The sequence below is a fragment of the Brachybacterium zhongshanense genome, assembly GCF_055385755.1.
Genome location: NZ_AP043790.1, coordinates 2,438,971 through 2,453,269 on the forward strand (window position 1 = coordinate 2,438,971; position 14,299 = coordinate 2,453,269).

Here is a 14,299-nt window from a genome sequence, read left to right on the forward strand (position 1 = left end):
TCAGAGATGCGGTGACGACCGGCATCACAGATGCAGCCGCCTGGCGAGCTCGTGGCGCACGGCGCCGCGGGTCGAGAGCTGCTGCGTCGTCAGCGCGACCAGACTCAGCGCTCCGCAGAGCACCGAGGGCAGCGGCACGGCGATCCACCCCAGGGCCAGGAGCACGAGGGGGGCCAGTCCCAGCAGGACGATCAGGGAGCTGTGGACGATGTGCTCCCCCACCTCGATCCGCATCACCCGCACGAGGATGATCAGCGCCAGCAGCGAGGACCCGCACACGATCGGGACGACGTAGTCGAGCGACCAGCCGCTCCATCCCAGCAGATAGTCCCAGTACACGCTGACCAGGCCCACCAGGACCACGAGGTAGAGCGTCGTCTTGGCGAGGTTGCGCCGCTTGCGCACGGCGGCGAGGGCCACCAGCCACAAGGATCCCACGGCGAGCCAGATCGAGCGCAGCATGCCGAGGCCCGGCACCCCGGGGGTGATCAGCAGCTGCACGGCGAAGGACGCCAGAACCATCCCGACCGAGGTCAGCATGAGCGCCCGCAGCAGCCGCCGTCGGGAGAAGCGCAGCGGGACGTCCGGCAGAGGCCCGGCCTCGGCGCGGCCCCGCCTCGTGACCGGTCCGCCGCACAGGGGGCAGATCCGCCAGGTCCCCTCGATCGCCACCGCGCATGCTTCGCAGACGGCTCCGCCGCGGCCGACGGCTCCGCCGCCTCCGATGGGTTCGCCGCCTCCGATGGGTGCGCCACTGCCGACGGGTCCGGTCCCGCTCATGCCGCCCCCTCGTCGTCGGACCCCGTCCTGTCCGGCTCCGCGTCGGCGGAACCCGGCCTGTCCGGCTCCGCATCGGCGGGCTCCGCGTCGTCCAGCTCCTCCTCGGAGACCCGTCCCGCAGCCACCGTCACGTCGACGCCAGCCGCGACCAGCAGTCGCGCGAACTCGCGCACATGATCGGTCTCGACGAACGGCGAGGTGAAGGTGACCGTCAGCAGATCCCCGTGCGAGACGGCGCCGAACTGAGGCCGCACCGCGGAGACGGTCAGGGCAAGCCGCCGGACATGCTGGTCGACGCCCTCCGGCAGCACCACCCGGCCGAGGTTGGAGACGGCGACGCTCAGACCCCGGTTGCTGACGCTGTTGATCAGGCGCAGGATCACGTCCTTCGCCGGACGCGGCACGACCCTCAGCAGCGGGTGGCGCTCGAAGCGCAGGAAGCGTCGCAGCCGGTCCTCGAGGGCCGACGGATCGGCCTGCGCCCGGAAGTCGCGCTCGAGCGCTCGGGCGACCTCACCGATCCCGTCGGCCGGAGCGGAGCCGCCATCGGCCGGATCCGAACCGCCGTATCGATGCTCGACCCGTGTGGTCGCGAAGAAGTTGCGGGCCGATGTCGAGGGGAAGAACTGGCGGAGGTTCACCGGCACGGAGGCAGTCAGCAGCATCTCCTTCCGAGGGTCCGGGGCCGCCCTCCGCACGGCTTCGAAGAACATGGCCGTGAGGTGCATGGTCAGCGACACGCCCTCGCCCCTGGCGAGGGCCAGCACCTGGGGGACCGGCATGGTGAGCTCGACGACGCGCATCCGATGATCGGGGGTGCGCGTCCCGCGGACGCGATGCGCGCGCTGTCGGGCGATCGTCGGCCGACGGAGCGCCGGTGCCCGTCGGCCGCGGCGGTGCGGAGCGGAGGGCGACGGGCCCTCCATCAGCGATGCCGCCGCAGCGACCTCCCCGTCGACGGCGGACCCCTGCTCGGAGCGGTCGCCCGCCGCGACCGCCCTGGTGCGCCGCTCGGACCGCTCTCGCTGACGGGCCCGCAGGGCGCGCCGCCGCGCTCTCCCTCCGCGCCGGAAGTACCGCGCGAAGGAGTCCCCGGTCAGCTCCTGCAGCGGAGCGGCCTCGCTGACCGCCGACTCCGAGGACCGCAGACGCAGGTACGTCGTGACGAGATCGCTGAGGAACCACAGCGCTCCCGTGCCGTCCGAGAGGGCATGGAAGACCTCCAGCGAGATGCGCCGACGGTGGTGCATCACGCGGAACAGCAGCGTGCGGCGATCGACCTGGTAGAGCGGGGCGCAGTGCACGGTGGTCTCGGCGGCGACCTGCGGCACGAGGTCGCTGTCCTGGAGGTAGTACCAGAACACTCCGCGGCGCAGCACCGCACGGTAGAGCGGGTAGGCGGCGTATGTCGCCTCGAGCGCCGTCTGCAGCACCACCGGATCGACGTCGTGATCGAGCTCGGCGGCGATCCGGAAGACCTTGGGATCCCTGTCGGTGCGAGCCGCCAGGAAGATGTTCGAGGCGTTGTCCAGCCGCGCCCAGGGACGGGCCATCAGTCCGCGCCCTCGCGCGATCCCTGCGCCCCGTGCGGCCGGTGCGACCCGGCCTCCGGGGGTTCCTCGTCGAGGAAGGCGTTGATCTGCACGTACGCATCCCGCAGGGAGCGTGAGAAGCGGGGCAGCGTGATGAACCCGTGCAGCGCGCCCTCGACGCGGTGCAGGCGCGCGTCGACGCCCGCGTCGGCGAGCGCACGGGCATAGGCCTCGCCCTCGTCGCACAGCAGGTCCAGCTCGGCGCTGATCACGAGCGTGCGAGGCTGCCCGGAGAAGTCGCGGGCCATCAGCGGGGCGACCCTCGGGTCCTGCCGATCCTTCGGATCGGGGACGTACATCTGCATGTAGTCCTCGACCTCGGTGCTGGTCAGACGGAGACCCGCTCCGTGGCGGCGCACGGAGGCGAAGGGCGAGGTGCGCGGATCGTGGTCCCAGTGCGTCACGGGATAGAGCAGGATCTGCCGCGATGCCCCGCGCATCCCCTGCTCGTGCAGCATCAGCGAGACGACGGCCACCAGGTTCGCGCCGGCGGAGTCCCCCACCAGCACGATCCGATCGGGATCGGTGAGACCGGCCGGGGAGGGATCCTCCAGGAGGCGATGCACGATCCGGAAGCAGTCCTCGAGACCGGCAGGGAACGGATGCTCGGGCGCCAGGCGGTAGTCGACCGAGACCACCTCCGCCCCCGTCAGGTCTGCCATGGTCGCGCAGGCCGGGGTGTAGCTCTCGATGTCCCCGGTCACCCAGCCTCCGCCGTGGAAGAACAGCAGCAGATCCTCGCGCCGCTTCTCATGCGGGACGAACACGCGCACACGAACCGGAGGCGCCTCGCCGCTCTCCCCGGCTCCGCTGTCCTCGCTCTCCCCGGCTCCGCTGTCTGCGCTGCTCTCGCCTGCCACGACGGTGCGCCAGGAGGCCGAGCGGTACCCGGGGCGCGGTAGAGCGGCCAGCTGACGCTGCAGCTGCCGGACCTTCGCGTAGTCCTCCCGCATGTTCACCCTCGGGGCGGCGAACAGACCCAGAACGGCCCTCAGCAGGGGATTCACGCGCCGACCGGCCTCATCGAGCAGTCGGGAGCATGCGTGCGCGGGCATCGGAGGTCGCGATGACCTCCTTGCCGAAGGGGAAGCAGGTCACCGGGATCAGCTTGATGTTCGCCCAGGCCAGCGGGATGCCGATGATCGTGATGGCCTGAGCGATGGCGGTGCCGATGTGCCCGAGGGCGAGCCACCAGCCGGCGATCAGGAACCACACCACGTTCCCGACCGCGCCGGCCGCGCCGGTGCGCCCGGTGTCCACGACCTCGCGGCCGAAGGGCCAGATCACGAACCCGGCGATGCGGAAGGAGGCGATGCCGAACGGGATGGTGACGATGAAGATGCAGGCCAGGACCCCGGCGAGCAGGTACCCCAGGAAGAGGGCCCACCCCGCGGTGACCAGCCAGATGATGTTCAGGACGAGGGCGATCAGAGAGCGCATGGAGCCACCCTAGGCATCGCCGGCGGCGACGGCCAGGGGGACAGCCCCCGCTCCGCCTTCCCCGCTCCGACCTCGGTCGAGCATCACGTCGCGAGGACTGGATCGCCGACGACCGGTCGGTCGCCCTCGATTACCCTGGATCCCATGCCTGCTCCCGAGTTCGCGCTCACCCAGCGCTTCCAGTCCGCCTTCGTCGCCGCCTTCGGGCCCGAGTACGCCGACGCGGACCCGATCATCCGCCCCTCGCAGTTCGCGGACTTCCAGTGCAATGCGGCGATGGGGCTGGCCAAGCGACTGGGGAGGAAGCCCCGGGACATCGCTGCGGAGATCCTCGATGCGGTCGATCTGGACGACATCGCCGAGCCTCTCGAGATCGCGGGCCCGGGCTTCCTGAACATCCGTCTGCGCACCGAGTGGATCGCGGCCCAGGCGGCGCAGCTGAAGGATGCCTCCGCCGAGCTGGGGGTCGTGCCCGCCGCCTCCCCCCAGACCGTGGTCATCGACTACTCGGCGCCGAACGTCGCCAAGGAGATGCACGTCGGCCATCTGCGCACCACCGTCGTCGGCGATGCCCTCGCCCGGACGCTGGAGAAGCTCGGCCACACCGTCGTGCGCCAGAACCACATCGGCGACTGGGGCACCCCCTTCGGCATGCTCATCGAGCACCTGCTCGAGGTCGGCGAGGACAGCGCGGAGGCCGACCTCCTCAAGACGGACCCGAACGCGTTCTACCAGGCTGCGCGCGCGAAGTTCGACGCCGCCGAGGCGGGGGGCGGGGCCACGGGGTCCGACGGCGCAGGGGCCGCCGGTGCCGGGGCCGACGGCGCAGAGGCCGGCAGCGACTTCGCGTCGCGGGCCCGTCGTCGGGTGGCGACCCTGCAGTCGGGCGACGCCGAATCCCTGCGCATCTGGACCGACCTGGTCAACCTCTCCAAGCAGTACTTCCACCGCATCTACGACACGCTCGACGTGACTCTCACGGATGCGGATCTCGCGGGCGAGTCCACCTACAACGACCAGCTCGCCGCCGTCTGCGCGGACCTCGAGGCCGACGGGATCGCGAGGATCTCCGACGGTGCCCTCTGCGTCTTCCCCGAGGGCTTCACGGGCCGCGACGAGCAGCCGCTGCCGCTGATCATCCGCAAGTCCGACGGCGGCTACGGCTATGCCACCACGGACCTCGCAGCGATCCGCCACCGCGTCGCCGACCTGCACGCCGACCGCATCGCCTACGTCGTCGGCACCGCCCAGGAGCTGCACTTCCAGATGGTCTTCACGACCGCTGCCGAAGCCGGCTGGCTGCCTGACGACGTCGCCGCCTCGCACGTGAAGATCGGCTCCGTGCTCGGCGAGGACGGCAAGATCCTGCGCACCCGCTCCGGCTCCTCCCTGCGGCTGATGGCGCTGCTCGAGGAGGCGGTCGCGAAGGCCCGCACCGTCATCGACGACCTGCGCCCCGACCTCCCGGAGGAGGAGCGCGCCTCGATCGCCCACGACATCGGCATCGGCGGAGTCAAGTACGCGGACCTGTCCACCGCGCACGACTCCGACTACACCTTCGATCTCGACCGGATGCTCGCCCTGACCGGCAACACCGCCCCCTACCTCCAGTACGCGGTGGCGAGGATCCGCTCCATCCGCCGCAAGGCCGAGGCCCAGGGCGTCACCGCCGCCGACGCCCCGCACGTCGTGAACGATGCCGAGCGCGCGCTCGCGCTGCAGCTGCTGGACTTCGCACCGACCCTGGAGCTGGTCGGAGCGCAGTACGAGCCGCACCGCCTGTGCGCTTACCTGTTCTCCCTCGCGCAGGCCTTCACGGGCTTCTACGAGGCCTCGCCGATCCTCAAGGAGTCCGACGAGGCGGTCCGTGCCGGCCGCCTCGCCCTGGCGGCGCTGACCGAGGAGGTCCTCGTCGCAGGGCTCGACGCCCTCGGTGTGAACGCGCCGCAGCAGATGTGACCGCAGCAGAAGCAAGGGCGTCGAGCGTGTGAGGCGCCGGCCGCTGTGAGCCGCGTCGCTCGGATCGCGATGCGCAGGTCACAGAGCGTCAAGCCGTTACGGAACCGTGCCCCCACCAGGGCTTCGTCCCCCTGTTGCGGTATGCGATGCCTCCCTAGCCTGGTTCCGTGCCTTCTCTGCGGACCGTCCATGCCACCCTCTGGGTGGCCTATGCCCTGACCGCACTGATCCACATCGGCGCGCTCATCGGCGGGGCAGACCTGATCCGCAACAGCAGCCAGGCGCTCTTCGCCCCGCTGCTGCTGGGCGTCCTGCTGACGGCCGCACCGCGACTGAACCGCACCGTGATCCTGCTGTCCGCGGGCCTGGTCACCTCTCTCGCCGGGGACACCGCCGGCCAGATCACCGGGGTCACGGGTCCGCAGTCGATCACAGTCGTCTGCTTCCTGGTGACCCTGGTCTGCTACGCGCTGGCGATGCTCCCCCTGTGGATCCGCCATCGCGATCCGCTGCGAGCGGCCCTCGCGATCCCCTACGGCGCCGTGATCATCGGACTGTTCGTCGCCTGCAGCGACGGCGCCGGGGACATGCTGCCGCTGGTGGCCGTGTACTCCCTCGCGCTCGCAGCGGTGGCCTTCCTCTCCGCCGGCATCAACCTGCTGACCTGGATGGGCGGCACCCTGTTCCTGCTGTCCAGCTCGATCCTCGCGATCGAATGGTTCCTGCCGGGCGCGGCGATCTCATCGAGCACCCTGCTGGTCATGGTCACCTACATCGTCGGCCACGCCCTGCTGATCGGCGGGATGATCCGGAGCATGCCCTCCCGCCGCTGGGCCCCCTCGCGGGCATCGTCCGCCCTGGTGATCATCGAGAGCTGAACGGTGGCCGTCGAGGGCCGGATGGTGGCCGTCGAGGGCCGGACGATCCGGGACGGTCGCCGGGCGGCGGCTCAGGCGCCCAGACGCTCGGCGATGAAGTCCGCCTGCTCGCGGTGCAGGCGGTCCATGTCCTCGCCGTGGCGCACCAGCAGCTGCAGGCCCAGACGCCCGCTGACCTCCCGATAGGTGAGGTCGACCCCTCGCTCCTCGAGCTGGAGCTTCGCCACCCGGACGTCGGCGAGGAAGAGATCCCTCAGCCCGACGCTCAGGTGCACTGGCGGCAGTCCCGTGAAGGAGGCGTTCATCGGCGACAGCTCCGGATCGTCCAGCGGGGTCCGTCCTGCGTAGACCTTCGCGGCATCGCGCAGCAGGCGCCGTTCATGCACGGGATCGCTCTGGCCCGTCTCGGTGATCCCCGAGTTGGCGAGCTCCAGGTCGAGCCACGGTGAGACCGCGACGACGCCCGCCGGCGCCGGGATCGCCTCCTGGTCGATCAGGCGCCGGGCCACCGAGAAGGCGGCACCGCCGCCCGCATGCTGGCCGCTGAGGATCCAGGGCACCTCGCCGATCGCACCCTGCTCGACGAGGGCGCTCAGCGCCGCCTCGGTGTCGTCGAGCGCGATCGGATGGGCGTGGTCGGGGGCGGTGCGGTAATCCACCAGCAGCCCCGCGCCCCCGTGGGCGTCGACCTGTCGCGACAGCCACGCCCAGTCGCTCGTGAAGGGGCCGGACACGTAGGCGCCGCCGTGCAGATGCACGATGATCCCCTCGGAGGCCCGATGACGGTCCAGCCACACGCTGCGCGTGCGCCCGAGCATCTGGACCTCCACGGCATGGGCCTTGAGCACGCTCGACGGCGGCAGCGGCCGACGAGCCTCGCGCAGCGCCTGGTGCGTCAGCGTCGACGGGATGGGGATCCGGCTCACGGTGCGGGCTCCCCCCACGACGGCGTCCCGGATGCGTCCCATGGTCTCCTCCGTCCTGCGGTCCTGCGACCGCTCCGCGGCCAAGAGGCCGCCTCGTCCCGACCTGCCCAGCCTAACGAACCTCGGGACCGGATAACCTGCGAGCATGACGACGAATCCGACCGCAGGCCCGGGTCCCCTCCTGGTGATCGCCGCGATGCCCGAGGAGGCGGCTCCGATCGTCGGCCGACTCGAGGACGCCGCAGACCTCCCCGTCCCCTTCCTCCGCGGCGCCTCCGCCGTGCGCGGGCGCCTCGCCGGCCTCGACACCACCGTGGTGACCAGCGGCATCGGGGTCGCAGCGGCGACCGCTGCCACGACCTGGGCGATCCTCGCCGTCGGCCCGCGCGCCGTGGTCTCCGCCGGCTCCTGCGGCGGCCTCGCGGCCGACGTCGAGGTCGGCACCCTCATCATCGGCGAGAGCTTCACCTGGTCGATCGCCGATGCCACCGCCTTCGGCTACGCCCCCGGCCAGGTCCCGGGCGGCCCGGAGCGCCACCTCGCCGACGCCGCGCTGACAGCCGCCGCCGAGAACGCAGCGGCCGAGAGCACGGCCCGAGACGCGGCCGCGGGCGAGGACGCCGCCCGCGCCGGACTGACAGCGCGCCGCGGGCTCATGCTCTCGGGCGACGCCTTCGTCACCGCCGACATCGCGGTTCCCATGCGCGAGCGCTTCCCCGAGGCGCTGAGCGCGGACATGGAGACCACCGCGATCGCCCGCACCGCCGAGGTCCTCGGCGTGCCGTTCACCGCACTGCGCGCGGTCTCCGACCTGTGCGGCCCCGCCGCCGGCCAGCAGTTCCACCTCGAGCTGGATCTCGTGGCCGAGACCTCCGCCCGGGCCGTCGAGCAGCTCGCAGGGATGCTCGCCGCCTGACGCGGGGAGGGCGAAGGGGAAGCTCTCAGCGAGCGGCCACGGAGAAGATCTCGGAGCCATCGACGAAGGCCTGCAGGTTGCGGGCGATGCGCTCGTCGGCCCCGACGGGGCGCCCGCCGGCGGCATGCGAGGTGATCACCAGCCGCGGCGCGTCCCACAGCGGATCGTCGGCCGGGAGCGGCTCCGGGTCGGTCACGTCCAGAGCAGCGCCCCCGAGCGTGCCCGCCTCGAGGGCCTCGCGCAGGGCCGTCTGGTCGACGGTGGTCCCGCGACCCACGTTGACGAACAGGGCATGATCCGGCAGGACGGCGAGGAGATCCGCATCGACCGCGCCGCGGGTCGCGTCGGTGGCGGGAAGGATGTTCACGAGCACGTCCGTCGTCGGCAGCACGGAGCGGACGTCGGACTCGGCGATGACCTCGAAGCCAGCGCGCTCCCCCGCGCTGCGGGCGGCACCGCGCACGTTCGCGCCCAGACCCTGGAGGATCGGCGCGAGCGTCTGCCCGATCTGCCCGAACCCCCAGATCAGCACGTTCGCCCCGATCAGCGTCGTGATGCGCCCCTCCGGATGCAGCGGCTGCAGCCCGCCGAGCTCCTCCGACCACTCATGGCGCTCCTGCGCCTCTAGCGCCTCAGGGATGCGCCGCACCAGCGTCAGCAGCAGCGCGACCGTGTGCTCGGTGACGGTCGCGGAGTGCAGTCCGGCGCCGTTGGCGATCACGACATCCTCGCGGAAGCCCGCGGCGAGGATGCCCTCGACCCCCGCGGACAGCGACTGCACGAAGCGCAGACGCGGCAGATCGGAGGCGGCCGAGGCGAGATGGCGGCGCGATGGCCCCCACAGCACCAGGACGTCGGCGTCATGATGCTCGGCAGGGATCTCGGCGCGCGCGTCGACGACCGCGGCCTCCCATCCCTCAGGCAGAGCGGGGTCCAGGGCGACGGTATCGGGGAGGAGGATCTTCATCTCCCCAGGCTACGACCCGCGAGCGGAGGAGAAGGGCGCGTCCGTCGGCCGGGAACGTCCGTCGGCACGGGCAGACCCCGACGGACGGCGTCCGATAGCCTGCGCTCATGCTTCTCCGCTCCGGTTCCCCTGCCCAGAGGCTCGGACGAGCGCTCGTCGGCGCCGCCCGGATCACGCGGTCGGTCACCCGCGCGACGAGGGCCCGAGCGCGGCGCACCGCGATCACCAGACCGCTGTCCACCGGCGGGTTCCTTGGCGCCTCCGCGACCGGCTGGATCTCCACCTCCCCCAGCCTCCTGCCGCGCACCTGGTGGATGTGGTCGGTCAACATCGGCCTCTCCCAGATCTACGGCTACGCCACCGGAGTGGTGGCTGAGAAGATCGCCCTCCGCGGCGCCCGCGCGATCGGGCTGAGCCTGGACATCGCCGAGGACCATCGCGAGAGGGCCCGGCTCGCCGGCGCCGCGGCGCTCGTCAGCATCTCCGCCTACTCATGGGTGCGGGGTGTTATGCGTCAGCGGGAGATCAGCCACCTCGTGCAGCAGGAGCCCAAGAACCTCGCCACCCACGTCGTCGGCACCGTCGGGGGCCTCAGCGCCTCCGTGAGCGCGCTCATCGCGGTCCGCACCGTGCGGGCGACCTCCTCGATGTACCGGGCGCTGCTCCGTCCCTACCTGCCCACCCGTGCAGTGCGCGTCGTCTCGATCGCACTGACCACCGCGACCGTCGTCATCCTGCTCGAACGACTCCTGCGCGGACGAGTCCTCGAGCAGATGATCGAGCGCGCCGAAGAGGCCAACCGACGCATCTCCCCCGACGTCCCGCGACCGACCTCCCCTCTCCGCTCCGGCAGCCCGGCCTCCCACGAGAGCTGGGAGTCGCTCGGCGCCCCGGGCCGCAAGATCGTCTCCGGTGGAGCATCCGCCGAGGTCATCGCCCGCACCACCGGGGCCGACGCCATGGAGCCGATCCGCGTCTACGCCGGCAAGTCCACCTCCCGCACCCTCGAGCAGACCGTCGACGCCGTCCTCGCCGAACTCGACCGCACCGACGCCTGGGACCGGGACGTGCTCGCCCTCTTCACCGGCACCGGCACCGGCTGGCTGCAGGAATGGTCGATCTCAGCCATCGAGTTCCTCACCGGCGGGAACTGCGCGACCGCCTCCCTGCAGTACTCCGTGTACACCTCCGGGCTGAGCTACATGCTGGACCGCCGCACACCGCAGGAGGCAGGGCGCCTCCTCTTCACCGCGGTCCGACGACGCCTCGACAAGATCCCCCCGGATCAGCGTCCCCGCTTCTTCGTCGCCGGAGAATCCCTCGGATCCTTCGGAGGCCAGGCGGCATTCCGCGACGTCCCCGAGATGCTCCGCAAGGTCGACGGCGCCGTCTGGACCGGCACCCCCTCGTTCACGCCGCTGTGGAAGCAGCTGACCGCCCACGCACGCCCCGGCTCCCCCGCCGTCGCACCCATCTTCGCCGACGGCGAGCACATCCGCGTCGTCACCCGCCCCCGCGACCTCGAGCGCAACTACTGGGGCGGCCTCTACGCCGACTGGGAGTTCCCACGAGTGGTCTACGCCCAGCACCCCTCCGACCCCGTCGTCTGGTGGCAGCCCTCCCTGCTGTGGGAGGAGCCCGCCTGGCTGCGCGAGCGCGCTGGCCACGACGTCAGCCCATCGGTGCGCTGGTTCCCCTGGATCAGCTTCTGGCAGATCGCCTCCGACATGCCCCTCTCCGTCAAGGCCTCCGGCGGCCACGGCCACTCCTATCACCAGGAGATGGTCCCCATCTGGGCCGCCGTCCTCGGACAGGACGGCACCCCCGCGCCCCGCGAGGCGAAGGCCGACGGTGGCACCCCCGCGCCCCGCGAGGCGAAGGCAGGCCGGCGCAACCACGAGGGCGGCCTGGATCAGCACGCCCGACGTCGTCTCCACCAGGCCATCACCCGTGCAATCCGCGAGCACAGCGGAGTCTGACGACCTCGCAGACCCCGGACGTCGCACTGCGCAGCGCCCGTCCACGGTCCACCGTCTGCCGTCTGCCGTCTGCCGTCTTCCATCTGCCGTCGCTCAGCGCCGAGCAGTGTCCGTCCACCCCGCCAGAAGACCGAGCAGTGTCCGTCTACCACCGCTCCAGAGCCGCCCGAGCGACGGTAGACGGACACTTCCCCCGCCAAGGAGCCGCTCGGCTCCGATCAGCGGCCGGTGCCGGTCTCGAGGGGCCGAGACGGGTCCGCGCTCCACTGGGACCACGAGCCGGGGAACAGCCGAACCTTCGTGAACCCCGCACGCTGGAGCGCGAGGATGTCATGGGTCGCAGTCACTCCGGAGCCGCAGTACACGATGATCTCCCGATCCTCCCGTGCCCCCACAGACTCGAAACGCTCGCGCAGCGCCGGTGGAGGCAGGAAGCGGCCCTCCTCATCGAGATTCCCTGGGTACGGGAGGTTCACGGCACCGGGCACGTGACCCGCACGCGGATCCACAGGCTCCGTCTCGCCCCGGTAGCGGGCGGCCGCTCGGGCATCGATGATGAGCGGCGTCTCGACAGCATCGGATGAACCCGCACCGGATGTACCTGCACCGGCGGATTCGGCACCAGAAGACCCGCTAGCAGCGGGCACTGCAGCAGCAGACCCTGCAGCAGCAGACCCAGCCGCAGTGGACGCGGCAGCGACCTCGTCGATGGTCGCGATGACGGCCGAGGACCATTCCCGAGCGGTGACATTGCCAGCTGCAGGGCTGGGCGTGGGGTCGCCGATCTCGAGGTCATGGGGAGATGCGTCCGCACCGCCGGTCCAGGCCGCGAGCCCTCCGGAGAGCACGGCGGCATCATGACCGAGAGCGCGGAGCATCCACACGAGGCGTCCGGAGGGAGCGCCATCGGTGTCGTCGTAGACGACGATGCGCATGCCGTCGTCGACGCCTGCGCGCCGCAGCGTCGCGGCGAACTCCTCGGGCGGGGGCAGAGGGTGCCGACCAGCTTGCGGGCTTGCAGGAGCGGCGAGCTCAGACTCGAGGTCGACGTAGACGGCGCCGGGGATGTGGCCCGCGCGATAGGTGCTGCGCCCCTTGGATCCATCGAGGGCCCATCGCACGTCCAGCAGGCGCAGCGGACGCGATGCGGGGGCGCCGCCGGCGGAAGGACCGTCAGCGGAGGCACCGTCGGTGGCGGCGCCGTCGGTGGCAGCACCGCTCAGCGCGGTGGACTCGGCGATCAGATCACGCAGCTGATCAGCATCGATGATCGGCGGCAGCTTGGACGAGGTCGACATGCGACCAGCGTACGACGTGGGCGGACCGACGCGAGCGCCGTCGCCGACCGCCGTCAGGAACGCACTGGCCGTGGACCATGCATCGAGGTCTCACCGCGGACGACGGCGCAGCTCGGTGGAGAGATCCGGTTCCGGAGCACCGGGGCTGGCACGATCCGGTGGATGCCGAGCGCACTGCCCGTGAATGCCGTGCACCCTGACGCGTGGACGCCGAGCGCCCTGACCCGTGGATGCCGAGCGCCCTGACGCGTGGCGACTCAGAGCCGCGGCATGTGCACGTCCACACGCACCAGGCGGTGGTCAGAGGTGGGGAAGGGTGCCACGCCGGTGAGCTCGCTGCCGGTCTGTCCGGATGCGGGCCAGTAGACGCCCGAGCTGACGGGATGGAGATCCGAGGACGGCAGCACGTAGTCCACTCGGAGGTTCCCCGGCCCCGACTCCTCGGCGAAGTCGGCGGTGTCGAGGCGGGAGTCGGTTCCATGCTCGGCGTTGACGGCGCCCTGGTCCTCGGCGGCCTCGGTGCCGCCCGCGCTGGAGGGTCTGGTGTCGCGGACCCTGGCGTGGTCGAGCAGCTGGTCGATCGCGCCCGGCCAGGAGTCCCCGTCGGACGGATCGGAGTTCAGATCGCCCATGATCACGAAGGACTCCCCGGGAGCGAGCCCGCCCCTACCGCCGGCGTCGTCGACGATCCAGTCGGCTCCGTCCCCGCCGGTGATGTACTCCGACCACAGTCGAATCTCGTCGAAGTTCCGACGCTTGTTGCGCTTCTCGTCGCCGTCGAAGCTCGGAGGGGTGGGGTGCGAGGCGAGGACGTGGACGACGTCGGAGCCGAGCTTGACGGGGACGTCCCAATGGGACTTCGAGCTCAGACGCAGCTTCGACGCCTTCTCCGCACCGTAGTGCTCGATCGGCAGGAGGCTGCTGGGCATGTCCGACCACAGCAGCTGCTGGAAGGTGCGCACCTGGTCGGTGAGGATCCGATAGCGCGAGAGGATGACCATCCCGTACTGGCCGGGGAAGTCGCCGTACCCGAAGGCGTCGTCGGGCCCCTCTGCCGTCCCGTCGCCGTCGAGGTCCAGGCCGCTCGGGACACCCGTGTTGACCGGTGCCGTGTACATGTACGGGTAGTAGACGGGCGTGCAACCGTTCTGTCCGACCTGCAGGTATGCGCTGCGGAACAGCTCGATCGCCTCGCCGGCGTCGTCATGGTCGAACTCGTTGAGCAGCAGGACATCGGGATTGTTGATCTGGATGACCTGTGCGATCGCCTTCGCCTGGGGGTCGGTGCCGCCTCTCAGGTCGGCGATCAGCGCGCCCTCGGTCGCTCGGTTCAGGGAGGTGTTGTAGGTCGCGAAGCGCACGTTCGCGCCACGCGTCCCGTAGCGGCCGGGGTCGGCCTCGGCGGAGTCCTCCTGCCCCGCGACCACGGGGATCCCGAGGGTTGCGGCTGCGACGGCGGTGAGTGCTCCACGTCGGCTGATCATCGATGGCATGGCCTCTATTGTGCACGGGAGCACAGGGCCCGCGCCAGGACCTGTGGACAGAGCAGGAAGACGCTTCGACG

12 protein-coding genes are annotated in these 14,299 nt (G+C 71.2%); 4 read left to right on the plus strand and 8 right to left on the minus strand.

Annotated elements, in window-relative coordinates:
* Positions 1 to 24: 24 nt before the first annotated feature.
* Genes ACZ5AJ_RS10985 through ACZ5AJ_RS11000 form a run of 4 tightly spaced genes read right to left on the minus strand, consistent with a single transcriptional unit; the run spans position 25 to position 3,812 of the window.
* Entirely contained in the window at positions 25 to 780 is a 756-nt protein-coding gene (locus ACZ5AJ_RS10985; RefSeq protein WP_464134282.1) for a DUF6320 domain-containing protein, read from the minus strand.
* Entirely contained in the window at positions 777 to 2,333 is a 1,557-nt protein-coding gene (locus ACZ5AJ_RS10990) for an alcohol acetyltransferase (RefSeq protein WP_464134284.1), read from the minus strand. Before ACZ5AJ_RS10990 ends, ACZ5AJ_RS10985 begins: the two co-directional genes overlap by 4 nt.
* Positions 2,333 to 3,379 carry an alpha/beta hydrolase gene (locus ACZ5AJ_RS10995; protein ID WP_464134287.1) on the minus strand — a complete coding sequence of 349 codons (1,047 nt, stop codon included), beginning with the start codon at positions 3,377 to 3,379 and terminating at the stop codon, positions 2,333 to 2,335. Before ACZ5AJ_RS10995 ends, ACZ5AJ_RS10990 begins: the two co-directional genes overlap by 1 nt.
* 13 nt (positions 3,380 to 3,392) lie before the next feature.
* A complete protein-coding gene (locus ACZ5AJ_RS11000; protein WP_464134291.1) occupies positions 3,393 to 3,812 on the minus strand; it encodes a YccF domain-containing protein in 420 nt (139 codons plus the stop codon).
* Positions 3,813 to 3,956: 144 nt separating this feature from the next.
* Here ACZ5AJ_RS11000 and argS point away from each other — a divergent pair, with 144 nt between their 5' ends.
* Both argS and ACZ5AJ_RS11010 read left to right on the plus strand, forming a co-directional pair.
* The gene (gene argS / locus ACZ5AJ_RS11005; RefSeq protein WP_464134297.1) at positions 3,957 to 5,771 is read left to right on the plus strand and encodes an arginine--tRNA ligase; all 1,815 of its coding nucleotides are present in this window, start codon (positions 3,957 to 3,959) and stop codon (positions 5,769 to 5,771) included.
* A gap of 167 nt (positions 5,772 to 5,938) precedes the next feature.
* Positions 5,939 to 6,649 carry a lysoplasmalogenase family protein gene (locus tag ACZ5AJ_RS11010; protein ID WP_464134299.1) on the plus strand — a complete coding sequence of 237 codons (711 nt, stop codon included), beginning with the start codon at positions 5,939 to 5,941 and terminating at the stop codon, positions 6,647 to 6,649.
* A 71-nt stretch (positions 6,650 to 6,720) separates the two neighbouring features.
* On the opposite strand, the gene ACZ5AJ_RS11015 is transcribed toward ACZ5AJ_RS11010, so the two are convergent.
* A complete protein-coding gene (locus tag ACZ5AJ_RS11015) occupies positions 6,721 to 7,617 on the minus strand; it encodes an alpha/beta hydrolase fold domain-containing protein (protein WP_464134302.1) in 897 nt (298 codons plus the stop codon).
* Positions 7,618 to 7,720: 103 nt separating this feature from the next.
* Between ACZ5AJ_RS11015 and mtnN the strand changes: the two genes are divergently transcribed.
* A complete protein-coding gene (gene mtnN, locus ACZ5AJ_RS11020) occupies positions 7,721 to 8,491 on the plus strand; it encodes a 5'-methylthioadenosine/S-adenosylhomocysteine nucleosidase (RefSeq protein ID WP_464134304.1) in 771 nt (256 codons plus the stop codon).
* 25 nt (positions 8,492 to 8,516) lie between these two features.
* Here the strand turns inward: mtnN and ACZ5AJ_RS11025 are convergent, their stop codons facing one another.
* Complete coding sequence (locus ACZ5AJ_RS11025) at positions 8,517 to 9,458, minus strand: phosphoglycerate dehydrogenase (protein WP_464134306.1); 942 nt, start codon at positions 9,456 to 9,458, stop codon at positions 8,517 to 8,519.
* 107 nt (positions 9,459 to 9,565) lie between these two features.
* Between ACZ5AJ_RS11025 and ACZ5AJ_RS11030 the strand changes: the two genes are divergently transcribed.
* Positions 9,566 to 11,437, plus strand: coding sequence for an alpha/beta hydrolase (locus ACZ5AJ_RS11030; protein WP_464134309.1), 1,872 nt, complete (start codon positions 9,566 to 9,568; stop codon positions 11,435 to 11,437).
* A 218-nt stretch (positions 11,438 to 11,655) separates the two neighbouring features.
* Here ACZ5AJ_RS11030 and ACZ5AJ_RS11035 read toward each other — a convergent pair whose 3' ends face one another.
* Together ACZ5AJ_RS11035 and ACZ5AJ_RS11040 are read right to left on the minus strand one after the other, a co-directional pair.
* Entirely contained in the window at positions 11,656 to 12,735 is a 1,080-nt protein-coding gene (locus ACZ5AJ_RS11035) for a sulfurtransferase (protein WP_464134311.1), read from the minus strand.
* Positions 12,736 to 12,992: 257 nt separating this feature from the next.
* Complete coding sequence (locus ACZ5AJ_RS11040) at positions 12,993 to 14,228, minus strand: endonuclease/exonuclease/phosphatase family protein (protein ID WP_464134315.1); 1,236 nt, start codon at positions 14,226 to 14,228, stop codon at positions 12,993 to 12,995.
* Between the last annotated feature and the right edge of the window lie 71 nt (positions 14,229 to 14,299).

Bases quoted from the DNA above. Each gene is read 5' to 3' on its own strand.
- ACZ5AJ_RS10985 (WP_464134282.1), bottom strand. From the start codon at position 780: ATGAGCGGGACCGGACCCGTCGGCAGTGGCGCACCCATCGGAGGCGGC.
- ACZ5AJ_RS10990 (WP_464134284.1), bottom strand. From the start codon at position 2,333: ATGGCCCGTCCCTGGGCGCGGCTGGACAACGCCTCGAACATCTTCCTG.
- ACZ5AJ_RS11000 (WP_464134291.1), bottom strand. From the start codon at position 3,812: ATGCGCTCTCTGATCGCCCTCGTCCTGAACATCATCTGGCTGGTCACC.
- argS (WP_464134297.1), top strand. From the start codon at position 3,957: ATGCCTGCTCCCGAGTTCGCGCTCACCCAGCGCTTCCAGTCCGCCTTC.
- ACZ5AJ_RS11015 (WP_464134302.1), bottom strand. From the start codon at position 7,617: ATGGGACGCATCCGGGACGCCGTCGTGGGGGGAGCCCGCACCGTGAGC.
- mtnN (WP_464134304.1), top strand. From the start codon at position 7,721: ATGACGACGAATCCGACCGCAGGCCCGGGTCCCCTCCTGGTGATCGCC.
- ACZ5AJ_RS11025 (WP_464134306.1), bottom strand. From the start codon at position 9,458: ATGAAGATCCTCCTCCCCGATACCGTCGCCCTGGACCCCGCTCTGCCT.
- ACZ5AJ_RS11030 (WP_464134309.1), top strand. From the start codon at position 9,566: ATGCTTCTCCGCTCCGGTTCCCCTGCCCAGAGGCTCGGACGAGCGCTC.
- ACZ5AJ_RS11035 (WP_464134311.1), bottom strand. From the start codon at position 12,735: ATGTCGACCTCGTCCAAGCTGCCGCCGATCATCGATGCTGATCAGCTG.
- ACZ5AJ_RS11040 (WP_464134315.1), bottom strand. From the start codon at position 14,228: ATGCCATCGATGATCAGCCGACGTGGAGCACTCACCGCCGTCGCAGCC.